This window comes from Corynebacterium sp. NML98-0116, assembly GCF_001767255.1.
Taxonomy (GTDB): Bacteria; Actinomycetota; Actinomycetes; order Mycobacteriales; family Mycobacteriaceae; genus Corynebacterium; species Corynebacterium pseudogenitalium.
Window position 1 is genome coordinate 1,864,048 of the sequence record NZ_CP017639.1, and the last position, 23,141, is coordinate 1,887,188.

The window sequence follows — 23,141 nt, forward strand, 5'->3', positions numbered from 1 at the left end:
GTTCTCTCCTTCAGGAGCCAGTCAGAAAGGATTAGTTGTGGTAGTTCGGCGCTGCAACCGTTTGCGTGATGTCATGCGGGTGCGATTCGCGCAAGCCAGCCGTGGTGATTTGGACGAACTGCTTCGTCTGCAGTTCTGCGATCGAGGCGGAGCCGGTGTAGCCCATCGCGGCGCGCAGACCACCGACGATCTGGTGGGTGATGGCGTCGATATCTCCGCGGAACGGAACGCGGCCCTCGACGCCCTCCGGCACCAGCTTGTCTTCGCTGGTGACGTCTGCCTGGAAGTAGCGGTCCTTGGAGAAGGAGCGCTTTTCGCCGGTCAGGCCACGGCCCTGCATCGCGCCCATCGAGCCCATGCCGCGGTAGCGCTTGTACTGCTTACCCCCAACAACCACGACGTCACCGGGTGCCTCAGTGGTGCCTGCGAGCATGGAGCCGAGCATGACGGTCGATGCGCCAGCGGCGAGGGCCTTAGCAACGTCCCCGGAGAACTGCATGCCACCGTCTGCGATGATCGGTACTCCGGCCTTGTGAGCAGGTACGGAAGCCTCCAGGATGGACGTGATCTGTGGTGCTCCGACGCCCGCAACAACGCGGGTGGTGCAAATGGAGCCAGGACCGATGCCGACCTTGATCGCGTCCGCACCGGCATCGATCATGGCCTGCGCGGCTTCGCGCGTTGCCAGGTTGCCGCCGACGACGTCAACGCGGTCGCCGAAGTCCTTCTTCACACGGGACACCATCTCCAGCACGCGGTTGTTATGTGCGTGCGCAGAGTCGACGACGAGGGCGTCGACACCCGCCTCAACGAGCAGCGCGGCACGCTCGTAGGACTCTTCACCAGTGCCGATACCAGCGGCAACAAGCAGACGGCCGTTCGAGTCCTTCGACGCGTTCGGGTACTGCTCGCTCTTCACGAAGTCCTTCACCGTGATCAGGCCAACCAGCTTGCCTGCCTTGTCCACGATCGGCAGCTTCTCCACCTTGTTCGCCGACAGCAGCGCGAGTGCCTCCTGCTTATCGACGCCCTCATCCGCCACAACCAGCGGCATCGGTGTCATCACCTCTGCGACCTTGCGGTCGTAGTCCGGCTCGAAGCGCATATCGCGGTTGGTGATGATGCCCACCAGGCGCTCGTCGGCGTCGATCACCGGCAGGCCCGAGATGTGGAAACGGCCGCACAGCGCGTCGACGTCACGAATCGTCATGTCTGGTGTGGCGGTCACCGGGTTGGTGACCATGCCGGACTCAGAACGCTTTACGATGTCAACCTGCTCCGCCTGGTCCTGAGCGCTCAGGTTACGGTGGAGCACGCCAATGCCACCCTGGCGCGCCATCGCGATCGCCATCCGCGACTCCGTGACCGTATCCATCGCAGCCGATGCGATCGGGATACCCAGCTTGATGTTGCGGCTGAACTGCGAGCTCGTGCTCACTTCGGCCGGCACAATGTGAGACTCGGCTGGCAGCAGCAGCACATCATCAAAGGTCAAGCCCCGCAGTGCAACCTTGTGCGGGTCATCCCCACCTGTAAGAACTCGCTCGTTTGCCATTGACAACTTCTCCTTCCGCGCGCGGTGTACCCGACATTGGTTTTCAGCCATGATATAACGTCGCGCGACACGACACACAGCGGCGTCGAAAAATCCCAACGCACATGGCTAATTGGCCTTGCTACTCCCCACACAATAGGCTGATCGGTGTGAATTACGACGACATGATGCCACTCGACCCGTTCGCAAACGACCCGAACGACCCGGCATCGTTCATCGAGGACGACGAACAGCCGGAGCCCTTAAGCAGCGAGGAGCGGCAGGCGATCATTCACGACCTCGCCCACGTCCGCGACGCACAACGTATCCTGCGCCCCCGCGGCATCCTCGGGATCTTCTTCATGTGTGAAGACTGCGAGCAGACGCACTACTACGACTGGGACATCATGGAGCAAAACATGATCTCCACGCTCAACAACGCGCTGCCGCCCGTCCACGAACCAAGCGCTAACCCGGACGTCAACGCCTATGTCACGTGGGATTACGCGCTGGGGTACATGGATGGCATCGAGTCCGCCGGGCGCTAGTGCTGCGGCGAGGCTGACGCCGGGGGCTCAACCGGCTTGGGGGAGGTCGTCGCCACTGGCGATTCCGGCGCGGCGTCCTTGCCTGTAGTAGCCGGCACGTGCGCACCGCTCGGTTCCGCACTCGCTGTCGGCTGCGCGGAGGAATGCTGCTCGACGGCAGGCTGCTCCGTGACCACCTGCGTCACCGTCACCGGTTCGCGCGGCTCAGGTGTCACCGTCACAGTCACGGTGCGCGTCACCGTCACCTCGGGGATTGTCGACGCCACCGTGGGCTCAGACCCTTGCGTCTTCTTCACATCCATGGAGTCAAGCAATGCCTTGGCCTGTAACACCAGGGCACGCACAGCGTCGCCGTTACCCTCATCGCTGGCTACTTCCATCTCGTCGAGCGTGCTCGCAAGCTCCATGACCGACGCACGCTCTCCGAACACGGTTGAGGCTACTGGCCACAGAGGGGAATCAGGAGTCGCGTTGTACAACACTGCCCCACTTCCAACAACGATTGCGGTGGCTGCTGCCGCGCCCACAAGCCCACTGAGCCACGGGTTCATCTGCTTGCGCGCAGGCGCCGCCACGGGCGCTATGTATGGCGGCTCCGGCATCGGACGCTCGACGTCCTCGCGCAGCGCACCCATCAGGCCCAAAAGCGGATCGGTGCCGTCGCTAGGGTCCTCTCCACGTGACGCTTTGGTCAACAGGGCGTCATCCGCCAACAGCTCATCAAACTGCGGGATACGGTGAGCATCACGTGTCATTTCGCAGACTCCTCTTCTTCAAGGGCCTCACGCAGGCGAGCCAGGGCACGGTGCTGTGCGACACGAACCGACCCAGCTGTCCCGCCAACAATCTCTGCTGTTTCTTCCGCCGAAAGGCCAACAAATACGCGAAGAATAATGATATTTCGCGCCTTCTCATTGAGTACATCGAGCAGCTCGCGCATTTTGTTACTCGCGTCGACATCCAGCGCATATCCCTCTGGATCCGCCTCTTGCGATACCCCATCGGGGATATCTTCGGTAGGCAGCATTCGGTCTCGCGCATAGCTGCGGTGCGCATCCGTCACCTTATTAAATGCAATCCCGTACACGAATGCCATGAACGGCTTGCCCTGGTCCTTATAGGTACTGAGCGCCTTGACTACTGCAAAGCACACGTCCTGCGTAACGTCTTCCGGGGTCGGGGTGCGCCCACCGCCAATGCGGGCGCGGGCGTAGCGCAGCACAAATGGATAAATGAGCGCAACGACGCGCTGCGTCGCCCGATCATCACCGGACTGTGCAGCAGGCAGCAGTTGCGCAAGCTGCGCATTCACGTCATCAGTATCTATACCGCTCATACGCGACGCCCGACTCCTTTCCAGTATCGCCTAAGGGTACAGCGCCGAGCATGCCATTCCCAAAGCCTGACCCATCAGGCACGCAAAAGCCCGAACGGCATGTATCCGTCCGGGCTCCCCTCGTCACAAACACTAATTAGTGCGCGTGACCGTGTGCGTGTTCCTCAGCTTCTTCCGGCTTGTTCACCACAGAAACCTCCGTGGTCAGCACCATGCGGGCTACCGAGCAAGCGTTGACAACCGCGGAGTGCGTCACCTTCACAGGGTCAATGATGCCCTGCTCAACCAGGTTGCCGTACTCCATCGTTGCGGCGTTGAAGCCTTCGTCGTTCGCCATGTCTGCGATCTTCGACACGACAACTGAGCCGTCCAGCCCAGCGTTGTCCGCAATCCAGAACGCCGGCTTCACCAGCGCGCGGGCAACCGCCAACACGCCGGTCTTCTGCTCGCCCTCGAAGGACTCCGCGTACTCCTCCAGGTCGCGTGCGATCTGGACCAGTGCGGAACCGCCACCGGCGATAATGCCCTCTTCGACTGCCGCGCGGGCAGCGTTGATGGCGTCCTCGACGCGCAGCTTGCGCTCGTTGACCTCGGTCTCAGTCGCGGCACCGACGCGGATGACGGCGACGCCACCCGACAGCTTCGCCAGGCGCTCCTCCATCTTCTCCTTGTCCCAGGTGGAGTCCGTCGCCTCGATGTCGCGGCGGATCTGGTTGCGACGCTCCTCGACGTTCTCAGCGGAACCGGCCCCGTCGACAAGCACGGTGTCGTCCTTGGTCACGGTGACGCGGCGCACCGAGCCGAGGTCATCCAGCGTGGCGTCCTTGAGCGCCATGCCAACCTCAGGGTCGATGACCGTCGCATTGGTCACTACAGCCAAGTCATCCATAAAGGCCTTGCGGCGCTCGCCGAAGTACGGCGACTTCACGGCGACAACCTTCAGGGACTTGCGCAGCGTGTTCACCACGAGCGTCTGCAGCGGCTCACCGTCGACGTCCTCGGCGATGATCAGCAGCGGGACGGATGCCTCCGCAACCTTTTCCAGCAGCGGAAGGAAGTCCGGCAGCGAGGAAATCTTGTTACGGACCAGCAGCACGCGGGCGTTTTCCAGCACCGCCTGGCCGGCGTCAGGGTCCGTCATAAAGTACGGCGACAGGAAGCCCTTGTCGAAGGAGACACCCTCGGTGACGTCGACAAAGGAGTCGATCGTCTGGGACTCCTCGACGGTGACGACGCCGTCCTTGCCGACCTTGTCCATCGCACCGGCAACCATCTCGCCGACCTCAGGGTCGCGGGAGGAAACGGTGGCAACGTTGGCGATCTCGGCGGACGAAGAAACCTCCGTCGCACGCGACTTCAGCTCTTCGATGACCTTCTCAGCCGCAGCCTGGATGCCCTTGTTGAGCTGGATCGGGTTCGCACCAGCAGCGACGTTGCGCAGCCCCTCGGTGACCAGCGCCTGCGCGAGCAGCGTCGCGGTCGTGGTGCCGTCACCGGCGATGTCGTTCGTCTTCACTGCGACGGATTTCACCAGCTGCGCACCGAGGTTCTCAAACGGCTCCTCGAGGTCGATGTCGCGGGCGATCGTCACACCGTCGTTGGTAACGGTCGGGCCACCCCACGACTTCGAAAGCACAACGTTTCGGCCACGCGGGCCAAGAGTGACCTTGACGGTATCCGCCAAAGTGTCAACGCCCTTCTTGATGCCTTCGCGGGCCTCCTGATGAAATGCAATAAGTTTTGCCATTGGTGGCTACGCCCCCTTCAATTACTTTTCGACGACGGCCAGCAGGTCGCGAGCGGAAAGCAGCAAGTACTCTTCACCGTTGTACTTCAGCTCGGTGCCGCCGTACTTGGAGAAGATCACGGTGTCGCCCTCGTTGACGTCGACAGCAATGCGCTTGCCCTGCTCATCCAAGCGGCCAGGGCCGACAGCGATAACAACTGCCTCCTGTGGCTTCTCAGCAGCGGAATCAGGGATAACCAGGCCGGATGCCGTCGTGGTCTCCGCCTCAGCGATCTGTACCAGAACCTTGTCTTCCAGTGGCTTGATGTTGACGTTTGCCATGATCTGAACGCCTTCCTTCAATGTTGTATCTATCAGTTCAGTAGTTTTGCGGTTATTTGAAGGCCCAGCCGTCGTCGCGGGTGTACAACTGCGCTCTCCACAACCTTGTTAGCACTCTACCCCTGCGAGTGCTAACACTCAACATTGTGACGACACTCACCAATCTTTACTGGTGAACGAGCGGGATCTCCACTTCCAACGACGTATCCGTCGCCACGGACAGCTCCGAAGGCTTGGCCCCCTCATGGATGAGCTGGCCCGCCAACGCCGCGATCATCACGCCGTTATCGGTGCACAGCCCGAAGCGCGGTACACGCAGCTCCACGCCAGCCTTCTCGCAACGTTCTTGGGCAAGTCCTCGCAGGCGACTGTTCGCCGCCACCCCGCCGCCGAGCAACAGCGTCTTCGCACCGGTCTCCTCCAGTGCCAGCAGCGCCTTGCGCACGAGCACGTCACACACCGCCTCCTGGAACGACGCGCACACGTCCTCCACGTTGACCACCCAGCCTTCGCGCTCCGCCTTTTCCACGTAGCGCGCCACGGCAGTCTTCAAGCCGGAGAACGAGAAGTCGAAGCGGTGCTCGCCCCGCAGATCGTCAGCCTTACTGAGCGCGCGCGGGAACGGAATCGCATCCGGGTTACCCTTCGCCGCCAAGCGGTCGATGACCGGGCCGCCCGGGTAGCCAAGCCCAAGCAGGCGCGAGACCTTGTCGTAGGCCTCGCCGGCGGCGTCATCAAGGGTGGAGCCAAGCTCGCGCATCGGCTTGCCAACGGCCTCAACCTCCAACAACTGCGTATGCCCACCAGAGACCAGCAGTGCCACCGAGTGCGGAAGCCGCTCCTGCCCCTCCAGGTTCGCCACCGCCACGTGCCCACCCAAGTGGTTCACGGCGTAAAACGGCACACCCCACGCCGCCGCGTAGGCCTTCGCAGCGGACGCGCCGACCAGCAGCGCGCCGGCAAGACCAGGCCCGATCGTCGCCGCAACCACGTCCGGGGCATCGATACCGGCCTCTTCCAGTGCCGCGGCCATCACTTGCGGCATCGCCTCAAGGTGGGCACGCGACGCGATCTCGGGCACCACGCCACCAAAGCGTGCGTGCTGCTCCATCGAAGACGCCACCTGGTTCGCAAGGATCTCCATGGTGCCGTCGGAGTGGACGTCGACAATGCCAACGGCCGTCTCGTCGCATGAGGACTCAATCCCGGCAACAATCATGCCTGCTCCCTTTCGATCTTCCGCGGACGCATCATGGAAAACGCGTCCGCGCCAGAAGGTTGATAGTAATTCTTTCGGGTGCCAACCACGGAAAAGCCGTAGCGCTCGTACATGCCAAGCGCCGCGGAGTTGTCGGTGCGCACCTCGAGGAACATCGGGCCGTCGAGAAGGTCGGCGGTGTGGACGAGCTGGTCCATCAGCTCCCTGCCCACCCCGCGGCGCTGCACCTCGGGCGCGACGCCGATGGTGTGAATTTCGAACTCCGGGTCGTTGCGCGGCCCCAGCATCGCAAGGCCCGCATACCCCAGAAGTGCGCCCTCGTCGTCGAAAGCACCGATGTAAAACGTGTACGGCTGCGCGAACTGCGTCAGCAGCACCTCCCGCGACCACGGGGTCTCGCCAGCGAACAGCACCGCCTCCAGCGCCGCGACTGCGTCTGCGTCGCTGGGTGTGAGCTCCCGGATATTCACAGTTTGATGTCCGGCAGCGCAGCAGAGCGCGGGCGCGGCTTCGGCGGCACGGCGTCCGGGCGGCGCAGGTACAGCGGTGTGAGTGGCTCCGGCGTATCTGATGGATCGCACGCGGCGAGCAAGCCGCGAACACCCGGCGCGAGATCGCGTACCTCACCAGCCGCGACAGTCACAGTCTCACGCAGCGCGTCCGGGACGACGAGCATGTCAACGGCGTCACCCTCAACGTCGATCGCGCTGGCTGCGCTGACGTGTGGGCCGTCGACGCGCTGTCCGTCACGGTAGAGGCTCCAGTACACCTCGCGGCGGCGCGCATCAGTGACCACTAGCACGCTTTTCCCGGTGGTGTCCCCGGCTTCCGCGGCGATGGCGTCGTGGGTGCAGACCCCGTACACCGGCACACCCAGCGCCTGCCCGAAGGCGGACGCGGTGGCCATGCCTACGCGAAGCCCCGTAAACGGGCCAGGCCCCACGCCAACAACGACGGCTTCGAGCGCACCGTAGGTGCAGCCCGCTTCCGCCAGTAGTTCGTTGACAGTGGGGACCAAAAGTTCGTTATGCGAGCGGGTTCTGATTACCCGCTGTGCATCCACGCGGCGCGACTGTTGCTCGCCCACGCCGACAACGAGGTCGTGCGTGGCTGTATCGAGCGCCAGCGTCAGCATTAAGCCGCTACTCCCATGACCCAGCCGTTACCGTCCTTGTGGAACGGCAGCGGCGTATTCATTGGGAACATCTCCGACTGCGGGATGGAGCAGATGTTCACCTTGGAAAGCTCCACCTTGTCCAGGTCGATCTCCGCGTTCTGGTCCTCGTCGAACAGCAGCATGTAACCCCAGTCGCCGGAGAAATCGAAGCGGTCCTGGTCAAGGTTCAGCGCCTGCAGCTTGCTCAGCAGCAGCTGGTCCGGCTCGTTCGGGCACAGCGTGGTGAACCCGATGTAGTCCTTGTCGTAGACGCGAGTCAGGTCGATGAGCTGGCCCGCAACGGCTTCGCCACCAGGCTTGACCTCTTCAAGGGAGCGGGAAAGAGAATTCGTTGGCGTCGCAGCCGCCATTGGGGACGGCTTGGTCAGTGGGATGAAAATTAGAGCAACGAGCACAATCACCCACAGTGCACACGCAATAGCGACCCAACCACGGCTAGTATTGTTCAGCTTCAGCATGGCCTACAGCCTACATCTTCCTATTCTGTGTGCACCCACCGCCATGTGATGATGCGGCCCTCACTGTCTTCGTCTTGCTCCACGAGCGTGGTGCGGTCAATGGTGACCAAAAGGTATTCACTGGCGATGTGAGCTGCGAGATCACCACCCCACTCGGCCACCACGACGCTGCGGTCGAGCTCCGACTCAAGGTCGAGAGCATCGAGCTCACCCAGCGGGTCGCCAGAGCTGCCCTCCCCCAACAGGCGGTAGGCATCGACATGAATTAACGACGCCCCCTCCGCCTCCTTCGCGCGGTGTTCCCTGGCGATGGTGAAGGTTGGGCTCGTCACACGCCCCTTGACCTGCATCCCTTCGGCAATGCCCTGCGTCAGCGTGGTTTTCCCGGCGCCGAGCGGGCCGTCGAGAATCACCACGTCCCCGGCGCGCAAAGTCTCCCCCAGCTCACGCCCCAACGCTTGCGTTTCCTCGCGCGTCTCGCAGACACGCCTGCCGCCGTACTCCCGCACTGTCCGTCCTTTCGGTGCACACAGCACCTCGTAGTGAATGGTGTTCGCCCGCAGCGCGAACTCGTCCGCACTCACGCCGCCGGCGCCAAAAAGTACCGCTTCATCGCCCGGCGCGACACCGGCTTCGTTTGCGCCCAGCCACACCACAATCTGATCCATGCACACCCGACCCACCTGGGGGTAGCGGGCTCCGTCAATGGTGACGTCCATCCGGTCCTGCCAGATGCGCATCACGCCGTCCGCGTAGCCGGCGGGCACCACGGCGGTAAACCCGTCCTCGGGCGCAGTCCATGTCCCTGAGTAGCTCACCGGATCCCCCGCGCGGATCGGTTTGACCGCGGTCACTGTTGCGACCCAGCTCATCGCGGGCCGCAGCCCGTTGTCGGTGCCGTCGATTGCTTCCAACCCGTACAGGCCAATCCCGGGACGGATCTGTTCAAAGCGGGCGTCGTCCCTCGTCCACGTCGCCGGCGAGTTCGCCACGTGGTTCACCAGGTCCTCTAGCCCCGCCTCGTGCGCCTGGTTGAGCGCTTCACGGAACGTCGCCAGCTGCCGGTCCGTGTACGGGTCCGCTGGGTTATCCGCGCACGCAAAATGGCTCATCAGCCCGGCCACACGGATCTGACCGGCCTGTTGCGCCTCGGCGGCCATCGCGAACAGCTCCGGCCACTGTTCCTCATCTACGCCCGAGCGGTTCATCCCCGTGTCGATCATCAGATGCACGGTGGGGACGAAGGGGGCGTCAATAAGCGCGCGCAGGTGCGCAAGACTCGGCACACCCATCTCAATGCCCTCCACCAGCTCCTCCCCCGGAGCCCACAGCCACGCCATCACGGGTTTCGACGTCAGCTTCGCCACACTAGCCGCCTCCGCGATCGTCGCGCAGCCGAACGCATCCGCACCGTTCGCCTCCATGATGGGGACGCACTTCGCCGCGCCGTGGTTATAGGCATCCGCCTTCACCACGCACATCAAGCGCGCGCCACCAGCCTGACGGCGCATCTGCCTCGTGTTGTGGGCAATCGCCGCCAGGTCAATGCGAAGTTTTAAAGCGTTCATGGGCATCTATTGAACAACGATCACAGCAAATGCGCCACGCCGACTACACCTAGCAGCAGCGATACCACCCACGTCGCGGTCAAACCAACCGTATCCGGGTGTGAGCGCGCCCACGCGAAACCTCGTCCAGCAACCGAGTCCGGCTTCGCCCGCACCCAACCGACCAGCAGGGCGCACAGCGTGGGTAGGGACAGCGCGACCGTCGCGTAGAGCACCAGGAAGCTGTACTTCGTCGCGGTATCAAGACCCGTCGCAGACAGCACCGCAAGCCCGCCGAAGAACGGCATCGACGTCGCCGATTGGACGATCCCCAGCACAAACCCCGTCAGCACCGTCAGCGCGTTGGGTGCTCGCAGCGGGCGCATCACCCGTTCAATCAACGCGTGGTTGTCTCCCCCGCGAAGCGCGAGCACCGCGGTCAGGAGACCAGTGGCGATGAGGAGCCACCCGAAAATGGGGCCTTCGACAAACGTTTGCACCACCGGACCGAGGCCATCGAATACGAACAACATCACCGCCGCGAGACTCGCCACCCCAAGCCAGTCGCCAGCAATGAGCAGCGCCGTAATCTTCGCGTACTGCCGCTGCGCCTGGGAGGCGACCACGCCGACTGCCACGATGACCCCGATCAACAACACGTTGATGGAATCAATAAACGCAAAGGACAACGCTCCAAGCATGTCTTGCTCCTTCCGCGCGGCTCCATCAGGCTGAATCTCGGCCCTGTCTCGATCTGGCCCCTAACCCTAAACCACAAAAACGCTGAAGCGCTATTTCAGTACTGCAGAATTCAAGTAGGGTAGGTTGCGTGTCTGCGAAATTGAAGAAGTTAGCTGAACTGTCCAAACGAGGCCCACACAAGGTGCTAGAGGGCGATCTCGGGTACACCGGGTTGCCGGGCAAGGTGTACACGCCTGCAGAGGGCAAGAACCTCCCTGCCGTCGCCTTCGGCCACGACTGGCGCCAGAGTGTCGACGACTACCACGGTACACTTCGCCACCTGGCCAGTTGGGGCATTGCGGTCGCTGCGCCAGATACAGAAAAGGGGTGGCGCCCCGACCACGCTGGCTTCGCCGCCGATTTAGAAACCGCCCTGCAAATCCTGACTGGGGTGCGCCTCGGGAACGGCAAGATTAGCATCCACCCACAGCGCCTCGGCGTCGTTGGCCACGGCATGGGCGGCGGCGCTGCCGTACTCACCGCGGTAGAAAACCCGAAGGTGCAGGCAGTCGCCGCAATTTACCCGGCGAATGTGGCGCCCTCCGCAGTAGAGGCGGCTCGCCGCGCGCTTCGCCCAGGGCTCATCATCGGCCCCGGCGAGGACGGCGACTCACTCTTCGATCCAGGCAACCCCGCCAAGCTCGCATACAACTGGGCAGGCGAGGTGGCCTACCGCAGCGTCAAGAAAGGCGAGCAACAGAGCTTCTCGGAGGACACGCTAACCAAGCGTCTGCTCGGCCTGGGCAAGTCGAGCGCCTCCCTGCAGACCACAGTGCGCGGCCTACTCACCGGGTTCCTCCTGCACCAGCTAGCCGGGGAGAAGAAGTACTCCTCCTACTCCGAGCCGGACGCCGAAGGAAAGAACGTCACGTCCTATACCGGTGAGGACCTCGCTGAGCTGGCGGGCCTCACCAAGGACGACAGCCTCTTCTCATTCTTCTAACGTGCCGGGCTGACCAGCACGCTTCATCTCCCCCTGTGCCTCCGGGGCGTTGGGGCGTGCCTCGGTACGGATCGACGCGATTCCGCCCTGCGGCGGGCGGCGAAATGGGAACAACCGCTCGCCGCCCTGTGGAATGACAACAGGTTGGCGTTTGTAGCCAAGCGCGGCGGCCCTTCGCTGCTCGGTAAGCATCATCTCCATTTGGCGATGGTGCTCAGCGATCATCTTTTCAAAGTTCTCCATCCGCATCGCCGTGCGCTGACGGTACTCTGCTGCAAACCTTGAAAAATCCATTTACCATTCCCCCAATTTCTTGACGCCCCAAGCATCAGCCGGGTCTGTATCGACTGGCTGCTGCTCAGCGTGTTGTTCTGATGACGTCTCTGCTGCCGCCGGTGCCGTCATCGCTTGCTTTTCGGCCGGCACTGGTGGCTGCTCCACCTCGCCGAGTTGCTCAGGTGGCACGAACACACCGTTTTCGTCGACTGCCGGTGCAGGCTCCGGCGCAGGAGCGGGCTCGGGTGCCGGCGGTGCCGGTGGTGTTGGTTCCGCGACGTCACACGGCACCTCCACAGCCTCCGTCGCGCACTGCCAGGCCGCGTCGATATTTGCTGCAAAGACGTTGATGCTTTCAATGACGACGGCCGCGCCCGTTTGTGCAAACGCGCCCGTGAACGCCTGCGCAGCGTCGCACTGCTCCTGTACCGGTGCGAACAACGCCGCTGCGTCGCGTGTCACGGCCTCGATGGGCGCGTTAACATGCACATCGACGTCGAAGTTAAAGGCCACGTTGATCCCTGCCGCACCTGCCAGTGCCGCTGACGCGGACTGCGTGCCGACGCTCTCCAGAGAAACAAGGCGCTCGCACGGCTGCGGCGGTGCCGGCGGCACAGGAGCAGGGGCAGGCACTGGTGCTGGTGCTGGGGCGGAAGGTGGTGCGGCAACACTCGCGCTGGCAGTCGAGGTGCTTCCGGCTGCGTGCGCAGCCGTCGCTGGCGCCGCAGCAGGCGCACTTCCAGCTGGCTTTCCGCCGGGCGCCTGACTGCAAGGCTGTTGTGCTTCCTCCACGCACACCGCGATCGCATCGAGGCACTCAGCGACAGCCACGTTGCATTCTTTCGCTGTCTGGCTCGCCTGCCGCATCGCATCAATTACGACCTGCACCAATGGGCGAATCAGAGTGGCGATTCCAAGCTTCGCAAGTATCTCAAGGTGCGAGTGCGCAAGGACCACGAACTGTTCCACCGCCAGGTTGGACGTCTTCTTGACGTCATCTATAGCGCTGCAGCACGAGGTAATCGAGCTTCCCAGCTCATTTAGGCGTGTAAAGTGCTGCGTCTCCGAATCTGCCGAGCATCGCTCCCGCGACCCCACGCCGATCTGCTCAAACCACTCTTTACTGCCCGGCGTATCCTGGCAAGGCGCCTTCAACGAAAACCTGTAGCCCACGGCGTCACAATTGAACTGTGACAGCGAGACACCGACCTGGTGGAAGCCGCGTAGGTCCTGGCAGCGGGTGGCCTGCAGCTCCCGAATGACTTCCTTCGCTAGTGCCTGCAATTGGTCGCGCTCAGGCCCCTCCAGGGCTGGGGCCGTCGCAACGGACTGGGAGAAGCGCTGCACCCCTTGTTCGACAACGTCGCTGGTTACCATGCGGAACCCACCCCCGAAATGCCATCGGTGGCGTGCTCGTCAGCGTCACGGACCTCCTGGGCAAGGCTGCGAATCCCCTCCCACTGCTGCGTTCGCTCCTGCAGCAACCGGAGCGAGTCCGCATAGACCGCCTGCACCGCCGCCGTGATGCGCTGGCCCTGCAAGGCAAAACCGGCACCGAAATCGTCCGCACCCAGGTCTGGTTGCTGGCGGGCGAAGTCCGTGGCGGTGTCTTCGTAGGCGGAGATGGCGTCGGCAAAATATGACCGCACCGCGTCAACGTTGAGGCTGACGCCCTTGTTGTGCACAGTGTTTACCGTGTTCACCATGTTCAAAATTTCCCCCAAAATCCACGTCGGCTCACCACCGACAGTTCTAACTACTTCTCTTAGTTAGACTCCCCCAACGGCCCCGCGGTTCCCCGCGAGGCCAAATTTCTTACCAACGGACTCTACACTGCCGCAACGACTGCTGCGAGGCGACCCGCCACCTTTCGGGCTTGTTCTTCCTCAGCGGCCTCCACCATGACGCGGAACAGCTCCTCAGTACCGGAAGGACGAAGCAGCACGCGACCCGAGTGCCCGAGCTCTTCCTCGGCCTCATCGATCGCAGCCAGCACCTCCTGCGAGCTCATAATCTTGGACTTCTCTGACACCGGCACGTTGATGAGTACCTGTGGCAACACCTGCATCACCTGTGCGAGTTCCTTGAGGCTCTTGCCGGTTTCCGCCATCTGTTCCATCAGCAGCAGCGCGGACAGCGTGCCGTCGCCAGTCGTGGCGTGCTCCGGGACCACGATGTGGCCGGACTGCTCGCCACCAAGCGAGAAGTCCCCACGGTTGAGCTCCTCGAGAACGTAACGGTCGCCCACCGCGGTCTGCTTCAGTGCAATGCCTTCGCGCTCCATGGCGAGGGTAAGTCCCAGATTGCTCATGACCGTGGCTACGAGCGTGTTGTCGCGCAGGTTGTTCTCGGCCTTCATGCCGCAGGCCAAGATCGCCATAATCTGGTCACCGTCGATGATGTTGCCTTCGGCGTCGACGGCGAGGCAGCGGTCCGCATCGCCGTCGTGTGCCACGCCAAGATCAGCACCGTATTCGACGACGGCCGCCTGGATCTTGTCCATATGAGTGGAACCGGAGCCATCGTTAATGTTGAAAGCGTTCGGCTCGTTGTAGATCGCCACAACCTCGGCACCGGCGGCCTCGTACGCCTTCGGGGCAACCTCGGACGCCGCACCGTTCGCACAGTCTACAACGACCTTGATGCCCTTCAGGCTGGTGCTCATCGCCTCTTTGAGGTGCGCCAGGTAACGATCCTGCGCGTCCGGCGCCTCCTCGATCACGCGGCCGATACGGGTGCCGGTTGGCCCGCCTTCTTCAAGCGTGTCGAGAGCCCGCTCAATTTCGTCCTCGACCTCATCAGGCAGTTTGTGGCCACCCGCGGAGAAAAACTTGATGCCGTTATCCGGCATGGGGTTGTGGGACGCGGAGATCATCACACCGATGTCCGCACCGTAGTCATCAGTGAGGTACGCCAAGCCGGGAGTAGGGATCACGCCGACACGCAGGACATCCACGCCTTTCGACGCCATACCCGCAGCCATCGCTGCCGCAAGCATTTCGCCGGACACGCGTGGGTCGCGGCCAATCAGCGCCGTCGGGCGGCGCTTCGAGGACTCACGGTCCTTCGTTAGTACGGTCGCGGCGGCGGCACCGAGCTTCAGTGCCAACGACGCCGTCAGTCGCTCATTGGCGAGACCTCGGACACCATCAGTTCCAAACAATCGAGTCATGCTGTTTATTATGCACTACCGACAGCTATACAAAAACAACAACCGCCCACCCAGCCAGTGCCAGGGGGCGGTTGATGATACAACCAGCGTAGTGATTAACGCTTGGAGTACTGCGGTGCACGACGGGCCTTGTGCAGACCAGCCTTCTTACGCTCGACCGCACGAGCGTCACGGGTAAGCAGACCAGCCTTCTTCAGGGTTGGGCGCTCAGCCGGGTTGTAGATGTTCAGTGCACGGGCAATCGCCAGACGCAGCGCACCGGACTGACCGGTTGGGCCGCCGCCCTTGATGTTTGCCTTGATGTCGAACTGGCCCTCGCGCTCGAGCAGGGTCAGCGGCAGCAGGATGTCCTGCTGGTGCAGCTTGTTCGGGAAGTAGTCCTCGAACTCGCGGCCGTTGACCGTGATCTTGCCTTCGCCCTCAACGACGGTCACGCGAGCGATTGCGCGCTTACGACGACCAACGGTCTGGATTGGACCCTCGTGCAGCGGTGCAACCTCAACGGTGTCCTGGGTCTCCTCGACCTCTGGAGCAATAGCGTCACCGATGGTGTAGTTGAACTCTTCCGTCGCCGCGGTTGCCGCGTCGATGTCGGTCTCAGCTGCAATGTTGTTCTGATCAGCCATTACTGTGCCACCTGCTTAAACTCGTAGGTTTCCGGCTTCTGAGCCTCGTATGGGTGCTCGGAGCCGACGAAGACGTGAAGCTTCTTGATGGACTCGCGGGAAAGCTTGTTGTGCGGCATCATGCCCTTGACAGCTTCCTCGATAACGCGGTCCGGACGCTCATCGAGCGCACGACCAAGCGTCATAGCAGTCAGACCACCCGGGTAGCCGGAGTGGCGGTAGCGCATCTCGCGATCGCGCTTGTTCGAGGAGATGTGGACCTTCTCGGCGTTGATCACGATGATGTGATCGCCGGTGTCAACGTTCGGTGCGAACTGTGGCTTATGCTTGCCGCGCAGGATATCCGCTGCAGTCGACGCAAGCTTGCCCAAGACCACGTCCGTGGCGTCGATGACGTACCACTTACGGGTAATGTCACCGCTCTTTGGGTGGTAAGTAGACATGCATGACTCCTTCAAGTCTGTCTAGTTGGCTGCCGGCCATAACGTATAAAACTGTGCGCTGTATCCCGCTCAGACGGCGGCCGGTGGAGACCCGACAAGCAGCACGGCACACAAGCTGCAAACTTTACAGCACAAAGCACTGAACAGCAAGACGCTCCCCCTGGCGCCTTGCTGTTCAGCAAGCTTCTGTGTAGTTATCCCCAGCTGTTTGCCGCAGCGTTGTTTACCGCGAGCATGGTGGAGTTGCCGTCTTCAACGGTGCTGGCGATCTGGTTCAAAATGGTGTTCAGATCCTCTGCGGCCTGGTCCCACTTCGCCTGGTGCGCCTGGTACGCGGACGCTGCGGTGCCCTCCCAGGTCTGCGCCCTCGGCTGGATGATCTGCTTCAGCTCATTGAGTTGGCTGGTGATGCGGGTCGCCGACGAGCGCATGTCTTCAGCTGCGTTGGCGATCTGGGCGAAGTCGTACTTGATTTGCATGATGAGTATGTCCCTTTACATTCGGAAGATGGTCGTTGTGTCTGCTGAGAACCGCTGAGAGCGTTTTAGAGAGCCAAGCCCGCGGAACCGGACAGCGAACGGAAGTTGTCGGTGTTCGTAGCGTCGGTGTTCTCGTAGTTCTTGGCGTTGTCGCGGATGTTGTTCGCGATGTCACGCAGCGCTTCGGAGAGGCGTCGCTGCGCGTCGTCGTAGCGGACCATCAGGTCATCGAAGCTGCGCTGCGCATTGCCCACCCAGTAGCTGCGCGTGGACTCCGCGACCTGCTGCACGCGGTCGATTTCTTGGTTGACGTTGGCGTTGGTGTCATCTGCCCGGTCGGCAGTTGCGCGCATGACGTCGGCTTCTGTTCTGAACTGTTCCATGTTCAATCCCCCTACTAGGTACTGTGTCTTGGTTGTAACGACAGCCTTCCAAGCTGTTCATATAGTTGGACGCACGTTTTGGCGCTCCGGTTCCCTCAATGTTGAAGAAACTTTTCTTCCCACCCTCCCACCACGTTTATGCTGCGAGTTTGCCTCACCCCTCCCCTGCTGGTGGCGTGAATTCGGCGGTGTCGAAGGCCATCTGACACGTCGCCTGCTGCACTCTGCTGGGCGCCTGCCGCGTCTGGCACGCTACGAAAAGCTGGTAAGAATCCTGCGCCCAGGTTCGCCACAGAGTTTCGGTGCCTCCGGGGGCGGTCTCGCGGTACGTCACGGCGTGGAGGTTGTGATCCACGAGCGTGAGCTCGGGGTCGCGCTCGATACCCCCGAGCAGCTGCGCTACGAACTGCTCGGGCGGCAGCGTGTAGCGGTTCTCTGCGGAGATCAGTACGCGCATGTCGGGGTCGGCGCCTGTTGCCATCCAGCCCTGCTCGTGCTGCGCGAGTTGGAACCCGGGAGGCAGCTCAATCGCAAGTCCGTCCTGCGCGATTCGCACGGCGGTGGGCTCGCTCGCAACAGAAGGAGAGGGGCTTGTTGACGCCCGCGAGGCCGTCGGTTGACTGTGCAGCACAGTGGTCGATGTCGCCCCTTCTGAAGCCTGGGCGGACGTGGGCGAAGAGGGCGTCGATAAGAAACGAAAGAGCACGAACCCGCAGATTGCTGCGACCACAACCACTGCGGCGCCAAGCGCGGCGAACGGCCACCACGCGCGGCGTGGCGAAAGGTCTTCGGCGGTGATGGCGGGCTGCTCCTCAGTCGGTGGATCGACTTCCACTTCGAGGGGCTCGCCGGTGATGGTGACGTCGTAGCCGCTCATGGCCTGCTCAAACTGATCGAGGTCCTCGGGGCTCGCGGCGATCTGAATCACGGCGCCGCCCGGATCTGGCCCGAACAGGCCACGCACGTACTGCGCGACTTCCCGTGGGCCGGGGCCGTCAAAACGGTGGACGTTGGCGGCGCCGGTGAACACGGTGTTCGTGGGCGTCATGGTGATGCGGAGATCGGGTTTCATAGGGTGGCTCCTTCGGAGTAGGGTGCAGCGACTTGGACCAGGCCTCGGGCCTCGCCGGATTGGACGAGCAGGCCTCGGCCGGGCGGCTGCGGGGCTGGGCGCACTCCGAAGAGCGCGCCTTCGTCCCTGGTTCCGTCGAGGATGACGACGTCGGGCAACAGGTCCTTCAGCGAGGACAGGAAGCTGCCGAACATGGCGCGCGATACTCCGCCGAACTTGCGGGCGGCCACCACGTGCAGGCCAATGTCGCGGGCGTGCGGGAACAGCGTGGCCAGCTCGCGCAGGGTGTCCTCCGGGACGAGCTCGAGGTCGTCGATGACGAGATAGAGCTCCGGGCCTTCCCACCAGGAACGCTGCGCGAGCTGCTGCGGGGTCACATCCGACCCGGGTAGCCTGCCGCGCAGCGTGGTGATCAGCGCACTGACCGCCTCGTCGACGGCGCTGGTAGAGGCTGCGTAGGCCGCCACCATGTCCGGGTTCGCCCGCCCGAGGTGCGCGCGGCGCACGTCCAGAATCACCATGCGGGCCTGCTCACGGCCCATCGCCTCAATCGCGGTGATGGCCGAGGCAATCGCTGTGGACTTGCCAGCACCGCTCGCACCGATGACCAGCAGGTGACCAGACTCGCTCCACAGCGGTGCAAGTCGGGGTCCACCGACGCCGAGTGGCAGACGTTGGCCTCCCGAGGTGAGCAGGTCCGCAACCTCCACGTGGTTCGGCAGCACTCGCAGGCGTGGCACCGGAGGCTGACCCTGCGTCGCTGCACGGACGTGTGCCACGTCCTGCGCGGAGGTGTGCGCGACCAGCATGAACGCCCCTTCTTCGGTAATGCCGCGGCCCGGCAGCGCGGGAAGTTTCGCCTGCACCTTCCTATCAATCACCGAGTCCATCGGTTCAGTAAGATGCAGCTCAATCCTCGTGCCAATCACGTCGCGGACGTTCGCGCGGATCGCGTTCCAACGCTGCGTAGTCGCAACCAGGTGAATGCCCACAGCCGGGCCTTCCGCAGCAAGACGAGTCAGCGGTTCACGCAAGTCTTCCGTCTTCGCATCCGGTGCGAGCAACGTGTGCCAGCCGTCCACAATCAACACGGTGTGGCGCTTCGTGCGCCGCTGCGGGTCGTCGAGCATCTCGACCAGCTCGTCGACGACGCGGCGCACGCGCTCCTCGTCCGTGCGCTGCGCAACACCCGCCACATGCGGTAGTTCGGCGAGATCGCTGAAGTCGCCGGAGCCGGCGTCGATAATGTAGAAGCACAGCTCATCCGTGGTGTGCCGCAACGCGAGCGACGCCACCATCGTGCGCACCGCCATCGACTTGCCTGTCTGCGGCCCGCCCGCGAGCGCCACGTGACCACCCGCGACCGACAAGTCCAGCACGAGCGGAACCTGGCGCTGCTTGATCGGTTCGTCAATCACCCCGATGATCGCCTGCAGCTTCGGCAGCGTCTCGCTGCCACCGTAGACCTGCGAAAGCTCAATCTGTGCAGGCAGCGGCGGCAGCCACACCTGGTGCGCCCGCATGCTCAGTGCATCCGCCACCTCCCTCGACTTCTCGACGACCGCCGCCAGCAACGTCGTGGTTACATCAGTATCGACGCCGGCACTCTCCTTCGCGTCCTCCACCGGCGGGGGCTCCCACCCGTGGAACAGGCGAACCTCCGCGGCCGCCTCGCGCCTGGTCACGCCGCGGGCGCGCTCCAGCGGCCCCGACACGTACGCCGCGCGGAAACGCTCCAAGTCGCCTGAGCCCGTGGACAAGAAGCCTGCGCCGGGCTCGCTGGGTAGCTCGTAGGCGTCCGGCACGCCGAGCACCTGACGCGACTCAGCCGCGGAGAAAGTCTTGAGGCCAATACGGTAGGAAAGGTGCGAGTCCAGCCCGCGCAGCTTGCCCTCCTCCAGCCGCTGCGAGGCGAGCAGCAGGTGCACGCCCAACGAGCGGCCCAGGCGGCCAACCGCGACGAAGAGGTCAGCGAAATGCGGGTGCTGGGCCAGCAGCTCCGAGAACTCGTCGAGGATGATCACTAGCGCCGGCAGCGGGGCGAGGTCCTCGCCCGCGAGCCTGGCCGCGGTGTAGTCGGTGATATTGGCGTAGTTCCCCGCCTTGCGCAGTAGCTCCTGACGTCGGTTCATCTCACCGGAGATGGCGTCGTACATGCGCTCAACCAGGATGGATTCGTCCTCCAGGTTGGTAATGACCGCCGAGGTGTGAGGCAAGGACTCGCAGCCGAGGAAGGTTGCGCCGCCTTTGAAGTCCACGAGCACGAGGTTGAGTTCCTCCGGCGAGTGCGTCGCGGCGAGCGCCACAACGAGTGTTTTTAGGAGTTCCGATTTTCCGGACCCCGTCGCACCGATGCACAACCCGTGTGGGCCCATCCCGCCCTGGGCGGACTCCTTCAGGTCCAGGTAGAGCGCCTGGCCCTGGGCCGTTGATCCGATCGGGACCATGAGGCGCTGGCGGGTGCCTTCGCGTCCGGTCCACATGGTGTGCTCGTTGAGCTCGGCGATGTCGTTGATGCCGAGCATCGGGAGCAGCTTGCCTCCGTGGGAGGCGCTTTCGGCGCTGAGCAGCTCGGGGCGGCGATAGAACGCCAGTTGGCGCGCGATCAGCTCCGCCTCTGCGACACTAATCCTGTCGGGCCTGCCCAGAAACTCTAGGCCCATCCCGGTCAGCGCGTGGAGTTCGTCGTCGCAGACAAGGTGGAACGCCTCCTCATCCACCAACCAGTCCGGGTCCGGGTGGATAACCAGCACGCACGCGTTCTCGCTGCTGGCGGCGCTAGTGCTGAAGGAGATCACGGAGGGGTGGGTGGTGGCGTCGAGAAGTATGACTTGGAACTCGGCCGCCTCCGGCGTGGCGGAGTGCGGCAGCCACTTCACCCACTCGAATTCGCTCGGTGCCTGGGCGGCGTCGATGCCGACGAGCTCCGGGCCGTGGAAAAACGCCAGCTGGGCAACGATCGAGCGCGCGACCTCCGCCGCACGCGGCCCCACCATCGTGATCACGGGAAACGCATTGAGCGCCACCACGATCGGCATCTCTTGGATCGTGTTCACCGCGGCGACCGTCCTGCGCAGGCTCACTGCGCACACCGGGTCGAGGTCCTCGGGCGAGCCAGGGTCGTCGACCTCGATTGGGGTATGCAGTGCCACCGCGCCAACACCAATGCGCACCTGCAGCGCGTACGGCGAGGCGGCGTACTGTTCCCAGACACGCTCCGCAGGCACCGCCGTGAGCAGAGCGTTCGGCGCCGGGTGAAGGTATTCGGCGTGCTCGCGCTGGACCTCAGCGTTGCTGCGCGCCCGAAGCGCCAGCGCATCCAGGTGCCGCAGGTAGACCCGGCGCGTCTCGTCGATGTCGCCTTGGCGTTCCTGTGGCGAAAACATGGTGACCATGCCGAAGAGCATCATGACCGGGAAGATGAGCATCATTGGGCTCACGGTGCGCCCGGACATCACCATCAGCGCCATCACAGCACCAATGGCAACCACCATGACCACCGGCAGCAGCACTTTCAGCAGCGGCATCGGCTGGTCCTTGTGCGCCTGCGGTACCGCTTCGGCGCGGAGTTGGCCGGTCGGCAGTGGTGGTGGCGGCGCGAGTGTGTGCGCCGTCGATGGTGTCACGACTGGTTCGTGGTCAAGACCTAGCATGCATTCCCCCTCATGCATTTCCCCGGTTGCGCATTCCCCCTCGCGCAACGTCTGCATGCATTCTAGGCGATGGTGCGCTACATTGTTCAAGTTAAGCGCCAAGTCGCGCATTTGTTTGTTTTCCGGGGGGATTCATCGTGGCAGTTTCTGCAACGCATCACATCGTGCACGTCACCATTCGTATCGACGTCGCTTCGCTTCATCGCGATATCGATCTCAGTTTGCCGACGTCCTCGTCGCTCTACGAACTGATACCCGAGATCGCGCGCTTCGTGGAACTGCCGCAGCTGCACCGCCCTTGGGAGTTCACCAACGTAGCTGGCATCCCGCTCGATGGGCATGCGCCGTTGTACCAGCTCAAGATGCGAAACGGCGCGACGGCGGTGATGCGCCCACAGGAGCAGGCGGCACCGCCCGTGATCCGCGACGCGGCCCATTCCCTGAGTGCGGCCGCGGCCTCTGCCCGCGACGTGCGTGGCCTGCACATAGGCGCAACAATGTTGGGGCTGCTGTGCATTGCAGCGGTGGCTGGCACGGTCGGCGGAGTGGCGTTCGGCGCGGGCCTGGCGGCTGCAGCGGCGCTGGTGCTGTCGCTCGCGGCGCGAAGCAGCGCGGTTTACGTGGCGTTTCTGTGCACGGCCCCATTCGCAGTCGGCACCTGGGTGGCTGGGCCTCCGGCTACATGGGACGGGTCGAGCGATACGGCAATCGGGATGCTAGCCGCCGCGATCACCGCCGTGTCCTGCGTAGTCATCGGCGCGATGCTCAGACTGTGCGGTGCGGCCGTCGCGACCTTCGCGGCGGTGTGCGCGCTGCTCCTTGCCGCGGCCTCGCTCGGTGCGTGGTTGCCACAGCACCACGCGGGGGCGGCGGTGGTCGTGCTGCTCGGGTTGCTGCTGGTCATGCTCACGCCCCATATCGCCACGGCCGCCGCGGGCTTGAAGGTGCCACGCATCCCCACCGCTGGCGAGGAATTTGATCGCTCGGATGTGTACCAGCATGACGTCGATACACGCAGCCTCACCGCGCTGACCGTATCTGCCGCGATTGCATGTGCCGTGACCACCTGCTGCTTACCAGCGCTCTACGGCATTGCCACGATGGACGCCGCACTGGGCTGGCGCGTCGCACTCGCCGGTTGCATGGCTGGCGCGCTACTCATCCACGCGGTGCGCCACCACTACCCCACCCCGCGAATAGCACTGACGGCGCTGGCCCTCGGCGCGCTCGGTGCTGTGGTGCTCGCCACCGTATACGAGCCAAGCCCGCACCCAGCGTTCCTCGTGGCCGCAGGCTGCATCGCCATTGTGTGCGCTACCGCCGTCATCTGGTCGCGCCGCGTGCCTGACCTCGAGCCAACCACGGTGGTGTGGTTCGAGCGCGCCGAAGCCGCCGCCATCATCGCAGTCATCCCGCTCGCGGTGCACCTCACCGGGCTGTTCGACCTCATCCGGGGGCTCTAAGCC

Annotated in this window: 24 protein-coding genes; 3 read left to right on the forward strand and 21 right to left on the reverse strand. The window is 63.5% G+C overall.

Annotated features, from left to right (window positions below; all coding sequences use genetic code 11):
* Positions 1-31: 31 nt before the first annotated feature.
* A complete protein-coding gene (gene guaB / locus BJP05_RS08545; RefSeq protein ID WP_070363035.1) occupies positions 32-1,555 on the reverse strand; it encodes an IMP dehydrogenase in 1,524 nt (507 codons plus the stop codon).
* 104 nt (positions 1,556-1,659) lie between these two features.
* Here guaB and BJP05_RS08550 point away from each other — a divergent pair, with 104 nt between their 5' ends.
* Positions 1,660-2,082, forward strand: a complete 423-nt coding sequence (locus BJP05_RS08550; protein WP_070363036.1) for a DUF5319 domain-containing protein — start codon at positions 1,660-1,662, stop codon at positions 2,080-2,082.
* Here the strand turns inward: BJP05_RS08550 and BJP05_RS08555 are convergent.
* The 10 genes from BJP05_RS08555 to BJP05_RS08600 all read right to left on the reverse strand — a co-directional run bounded on the left by BJP05_RS08555 (position 2,079) and on the right by BJP05_RS08600 (position 10,588).
* Positions 2,079-2,837: a hypothetical protein gene (locus BJP05_RS08555; protein ID WP_070363037.1), complete on the reverse strand. Its 759-nt coding sequence runs from the start codon at positions 2,835-2,837 to the stop codon at positions 2,079-2,081. The two genes, BJP05_RS08550 and BJP05_RS08555, sit on opposite strands and share 4 nt — an antisense overlap.
* Positions 2,834-3,418 carry a sigma-70 family RNA polymerase sigma factor gene (locus BJP05_RS08560; RefSeq protein ID WP_070363038.1) on the reverse strand — a complete coding sequence of 195 codons (585 nt, stop codon included), beginning with the start codon at positions 3,416-3,418 and terminating at the stop codon, positions 2,834-2,836. Before BJP05_RS08560 ends, BJP05_RS08555 begins: the two co-directional genes overlap by 4 nt.
* 136 nt (positions 3,419-3,554) lie before the next feature.
* Positions 3,555-5,165, reverse strand: a complete 1,611-nt coding sequence (gene groL, locus BJP05_RS08565; protein WP_070363039.1) for a chaperonin GroEL — start codon at positions 5,163-5,165, stop codon at positions 3,555-3,557.
* A gap of 21 nt (positions 5,166-5,186) precedes the next feature.
* Positions 5,187-5,486 (reverse strand): co-chaperone GroES, encoded by a 300-nt coding sequence (gene groES / locus BJP05_RS08570; RefSeq protein ID WP_070363040.1) that lies wholly within the window; start codon positions 5,484-5,486, stop codon positions 5,187-5,189.
* 166 nt (positions 5,487-5,652) lie between these two features.
* The gene (gene tsaD / locus BJP05_RS08575) at positions 5,653-6,705 is read right to left on the reverse strand and encodes a tRNA (adenosine(37)-N6)-threonylcarbamoyltransferase complex transferase subunit TsaD (protein WP_070363041.1); all 1,053 of its coding nucleotides are present in this window, start codon (positions 6,703-6,705) and stop codon (positions 5,653-5,655) included.
* A complete protein-coding gene (gene rimI / locus BJP05_RS08580; RefSeq protein WP_070363042.1) occupies positions 6,702-7,175 on the reverse strand; it encodes a ribosomal protein S18-alanine N-acetyltransferase in 474 nt (157 codons plus the stop codon). Before rimI ends, tsaD begins: the two co-directional genes overlap by 4 nt.
* Positions 7,172-7,840, reverse strand: coding sequence for a tRNA (adenosine(37)-N6)-threonylcarbamoyltransferase complex dimerization subunit type 1 TsaB (gene tsaB / locus BJP05_RS08585; RefSeq protein ID WP_070363043.1), 669 nt, complete (start codon positions 7,838-7,840; stop codon positions 7,172-7,174). The genes rimI and tsaB overlap by 4 nt, the downstream gene beginning before the upstream one ends.
* Positions 7,840-8,340 (reverse strand): hypothetical protein, encoded by a 501-nt coding sequence (locus tag BJP05_RS08590; protein WP_070363044.1) that lies wholly within the window; start codon positions 8,338-8,340, stop codon positions 7,840-7,842. Before BJP05_RS08590 ends, tsaB begins: the two co-directional genes overlap by 1 nt.
* A 20-nt stretch (positions 8,341-8,360) precedes the next feature.
* Complete coding sequence (gene alr, locus BJP05_RS08595; protein ID WP_083290813.1) at positions 8,361-9,908, reverse strand: alanine racemase; 1,548 nt, start codon at positions 9,906-9,908, stop codon at positions 8,361-8,363.
* A gap of 20 nt (positions 9,909-9,928) precedes the next feature.
* Positions 9,929-10,588 carry a GAP family protein gene (locus BJP05_RS08600; RefSeq protein WP_070363046.1) on the reverse strand — a complete coding sequence of 220 codons (660 nt, stop codon included), beginning with the start codon at positions 10,586-10,588 and terminating at the stop codon, positions 9,929-9,931.
* A 128-nt stretch (positions 10,589-10,716) separates the two neighbouring features.
* Between BJP05_RS08600 and BJP05_RS08605 the strand changes: the two genes are divergently transcribed.
* A complete protein-coding gene (locus BJP05_RS08605) occupies positions 10,717-11,571 on the forward strand; it encodes a dienelactone hydrolase family protein (protein WP_070363047.1) in 855 nt (284 codons plus the stop codon).
* Here BJP05_RS08605 and BJP05_RS08610 read toward each other — a convergent pair.
* The 10 genes from BJP05_RS08610 to eccCa all read right to left on the reverse strand — a co-directional run bounded on the left by BJP05_RS08610 (position 11,560) and on the right by eccCa (position 21,675).
* Positions 11,560-11,865, reverse strand: a complete 306-nt coding sequence (locus BJP05_RS08610; RefSeq protein ID WP_070363048.1) for a hypothetical protein — start codon at positions 11,863-11,865, stop codon at positions 11,560-11,562. The genes BJP05_RS08605 and BJP05_RS08610 overlap by 12 nt on opposite strands.
* Entirely contained in the window at positions 11,866-13,224 is a 1,359-nt protein-coding gene (locus tag BJP05_RS11340) for a hypothetical protein (RefSeq protein WP_070363049.1), read from the reverse strand.
* Entirely contained in the window at positions 13,218-13,553 is a 336-nt protein-coding gene (locus BJP05_RS08620) for a hypothetical protein (RefSeq protein WP_145945266.1), read from the reverse strand. The genes BJP05_RS11340 and BJP05_RS08620 overlap by 7 nt, the downstream gene beginning before the upstream one ends.
* Before the next feature lie 122 nt (positions 13,554-13,675).
* Positions 13,676-15,019, reverse strand: a complete 1,344-nt coding sequence (glmM, locus tag BJP05_RS08625; RefSeq protein WP_070363051.1) for a phosphoglucosamine mutase — start codon at positions 15,017-15,019, stop codon at positions 13,676-13,678.
* Between the two features lie 95 nt (positions 15,020-15,114).
* The gene (rpsI, locus tag BJP05_RS08630; RefSeq protein WP_070363052.1) at positions 15,115-15,645 is read right to left on the reverse strand and encodes a 30S ribosomal protein S9; all 531 of its coding nucleotides are present in this window, start codon (positions 15,643-15,645) and stop codon (positions 15,115-15,117) included.
* Positions 15,645-16,088, reverse strand: a complete 444-nt coding sequence (gene rplM / locus BJP05_RS08635; RefSeq protein ID WP_070363053.1) for a 50S ribosomal protein L13 — start codon at positions 16,086-16,088, stop codon at positions 15,645-15,647. Before rplM ends, rpsI begins: the two co-directional genes overlap by 1 nt.
* 194 nt (positions 16,089-16,282) lie before the next feature.
* Positions 16,283-16,567 carry a WXG100 family type VII secretion target gene (locus BJP05_RS08640; protein WP_070363054.1) on the reverse strand — a complete coding sequence of 95 codons (285 nt, stop codon included), beginning with the start codon at positions 16,565-16,567 and terminating at the stop codon, positions 16,283-16,285.
* A gap of 65 nt (positions 16,568-16,632) precedes the next feature.
* Entirely contained in the window at positions 16,633-16,950 is a 318-nt protein-coding gene (locus tag BJP05_RS08645) for a WXG100 family type VII secretion target (RefSeq protein WP_070363055.1), read from the reverse strand.
* Positions 16,951-17,104: 154 nt separating this feature from the next.
* Complete coding sequence (locus BJP05_RS08650; protein ID WP_070363056.1) at positions 17,105-18,022, reverse strand: type VII secretion-associated protein; 918 nt, start codon at positions 18,020-18,022, stop codon at positions 17,105-17,107.
* Positions 18,019-21,675 carry a type VII secretion protein EccCa gene (gene eccCa, locus BJP05_RS08655; RefSeq protein ID WP_070363057.1) on the reverse strand — a complete coding sequence of 1,219 codons (3,657 nt, stop codon included), beginning with the start codon at positions 21,673-21,675 and terminating at the stop codon, positions 18,019-18,021. Before eccCa ends, BJP05_RS08650 begins: the two co-directional genes overlap by 4 nt.
* 137 nt (positions 21,676-21,812) lie before the next feature.
* Between eccCa and eccD the strand changes: the two genes are divergently transcribed.
* The gene (gene eccD, locus BJP05_RS08660; RefSeq protein ID WP_168156199.1) at positions 21,813-23,138 is read left to right on the forward strand and encodes a type VII secretion integral membrane protein EccD; all 1,326 of its coding nucleotides are present in this window, start codon (positions 21,813-21,815) and stop codon (positions 23,136-23,138) included.
* Positions 23,139-23,141: the final 3 nt, after the last annotated feature.

Coding starts and splice junctions, on each gene's coding strand:
- BJP05_RS08555 (WP_070363037.1), bottom strand. CDS start 2,837: ATGACACGTGATGCTCACCGTATCCCGCAGTTTGATGAGCTGTTGGCG.
- BJP05_RS08650 (WP_070363056.1), bottom strand. CDS start 18,022: ATGAAACCCGATCTCCGCATCACCATGACGCCCACGAACACCGTGTTC.
- guaB (WP_070363035.1), bottom strand. CDS start 1,555: ATGGCAAACGAGCGAGTTCTTACAGGTGGGGATGACCCGCACAAGGTT.
- eccCa (WP_070363057.1), bottom strand. CDS start 21,675: ATGCTAGGTCTTGACCACGAACCAGTCGTGACACCATCGACGGCGCAC.
- groL (WP_070363039.1), bottom strand. CDS start 5,165: ATGGCAAAACTTATTGCATTTCATCAGGAGGCCCGCGAAGGCATCAAG.
- BJP05_RS08620 (WP_145945266.1), bottom strand. CDS start 13,553: ATGGTGAACACGGTAAACACTGTGCACAACAAGGGCGTCAGCCTCAAC.
- groES (WP_070363040.1), bottom strand. CDS start 5,486: ATGGCAAACGTCAACATCAAGCCACTGGAAGACAAGGTTCTGGTACAG.
- tsaB (WP_070363043.1), bottom strand. CDS start 7,840: ATGCTGACGCTGGCGCTCGATACAGCCACGCACGACCTCGTTGTCGGC.
- BJP05_RS08600 (WP_070363046.1), bottom strand. CDS start 10,588: ATGCTTGGAGCGTTGTCCTTTGCGTTTATTGATTCCATCAACGTGTTG.
- BJP05_RS08590 (WP_070363044.1), bottom strand. CDS start 8,340: ATGCTGAAGCTGAACAATACTAGCCGTGGTTGGGTCGCTATTGCGTGT.
- rpsI (WP_070363052.1), bottom strand. CDS start 15,645: ATGGCTGATCAGAACAACATTGCAGCTGAGACCGACATCGACGCGGCA.
- BJP05_RS08640 (WP_070363054.1), bottom strand. CDS start 16,567: ATGCAAATCAAGTACGACTTCGCCCAGATCGCCAACGCAGCTGAAGAC.
- rplM (WP_070363053.1), bottom strand. CDS start 16,088: ATGTCTACTTACCACCCAAAGAGCGGTGACATTACCCGTAAGTGGTAC.
- BJP05_RS11340 (WP_070363049.1), bottom strand. CDS start 13,224: ATGGTAACCAGCGACGTTGTCGAACAAGGGGTGCAGCGCTTCTCCCAG.
- BJP05_RS08645 (WP_070363055.1), bottom strand. CDS start 16,950: ATGGAACAGTTCAGAACAGAAGCCGACGTCATGCGCGCAACTGCCGAC.
- alr (WP_083290813.1), bottom strand. CDS start 9,908: ATGAACGCTTTAAAACTTCGCATTGACCTGGCGGCGATTGCCCACAAC.
- BJP05_RS08550 (WP_070363036.1), top strand. CDS start 1,660: ATGGCTAATTGGCCTTGCTACTCCCCACACAATAGGCTGATCGGTGTG.
- glmM (WP_070363051.1), bottom strand. CDS start 15,019: ATGACTCGATTGTTTGGAACTGATGGTGTCCGAGGTCTCGCCAATGAG.
- tsaD (WP_070363041.1), bottom strand. CDS start 6,705: ATGATTGTTGCCGGGATTGAGTCCTCATGCGACGAGACGGCCGTTGGC.
- BJP05_RS08610 (WP_070363048.1), bottom strand. CDS start 11,865: ATGGATTTTTCAAGGTTTGCAGCAGAGTACCGTCAGCGCACGGCGATG.
- BJP05_RS08560 (WP_070363038.1), bottom strand. CDS start 3,418: ATGAGCGGTATAGATACTGATGACGTGAATGCGCAGCTTGCGCAACTG.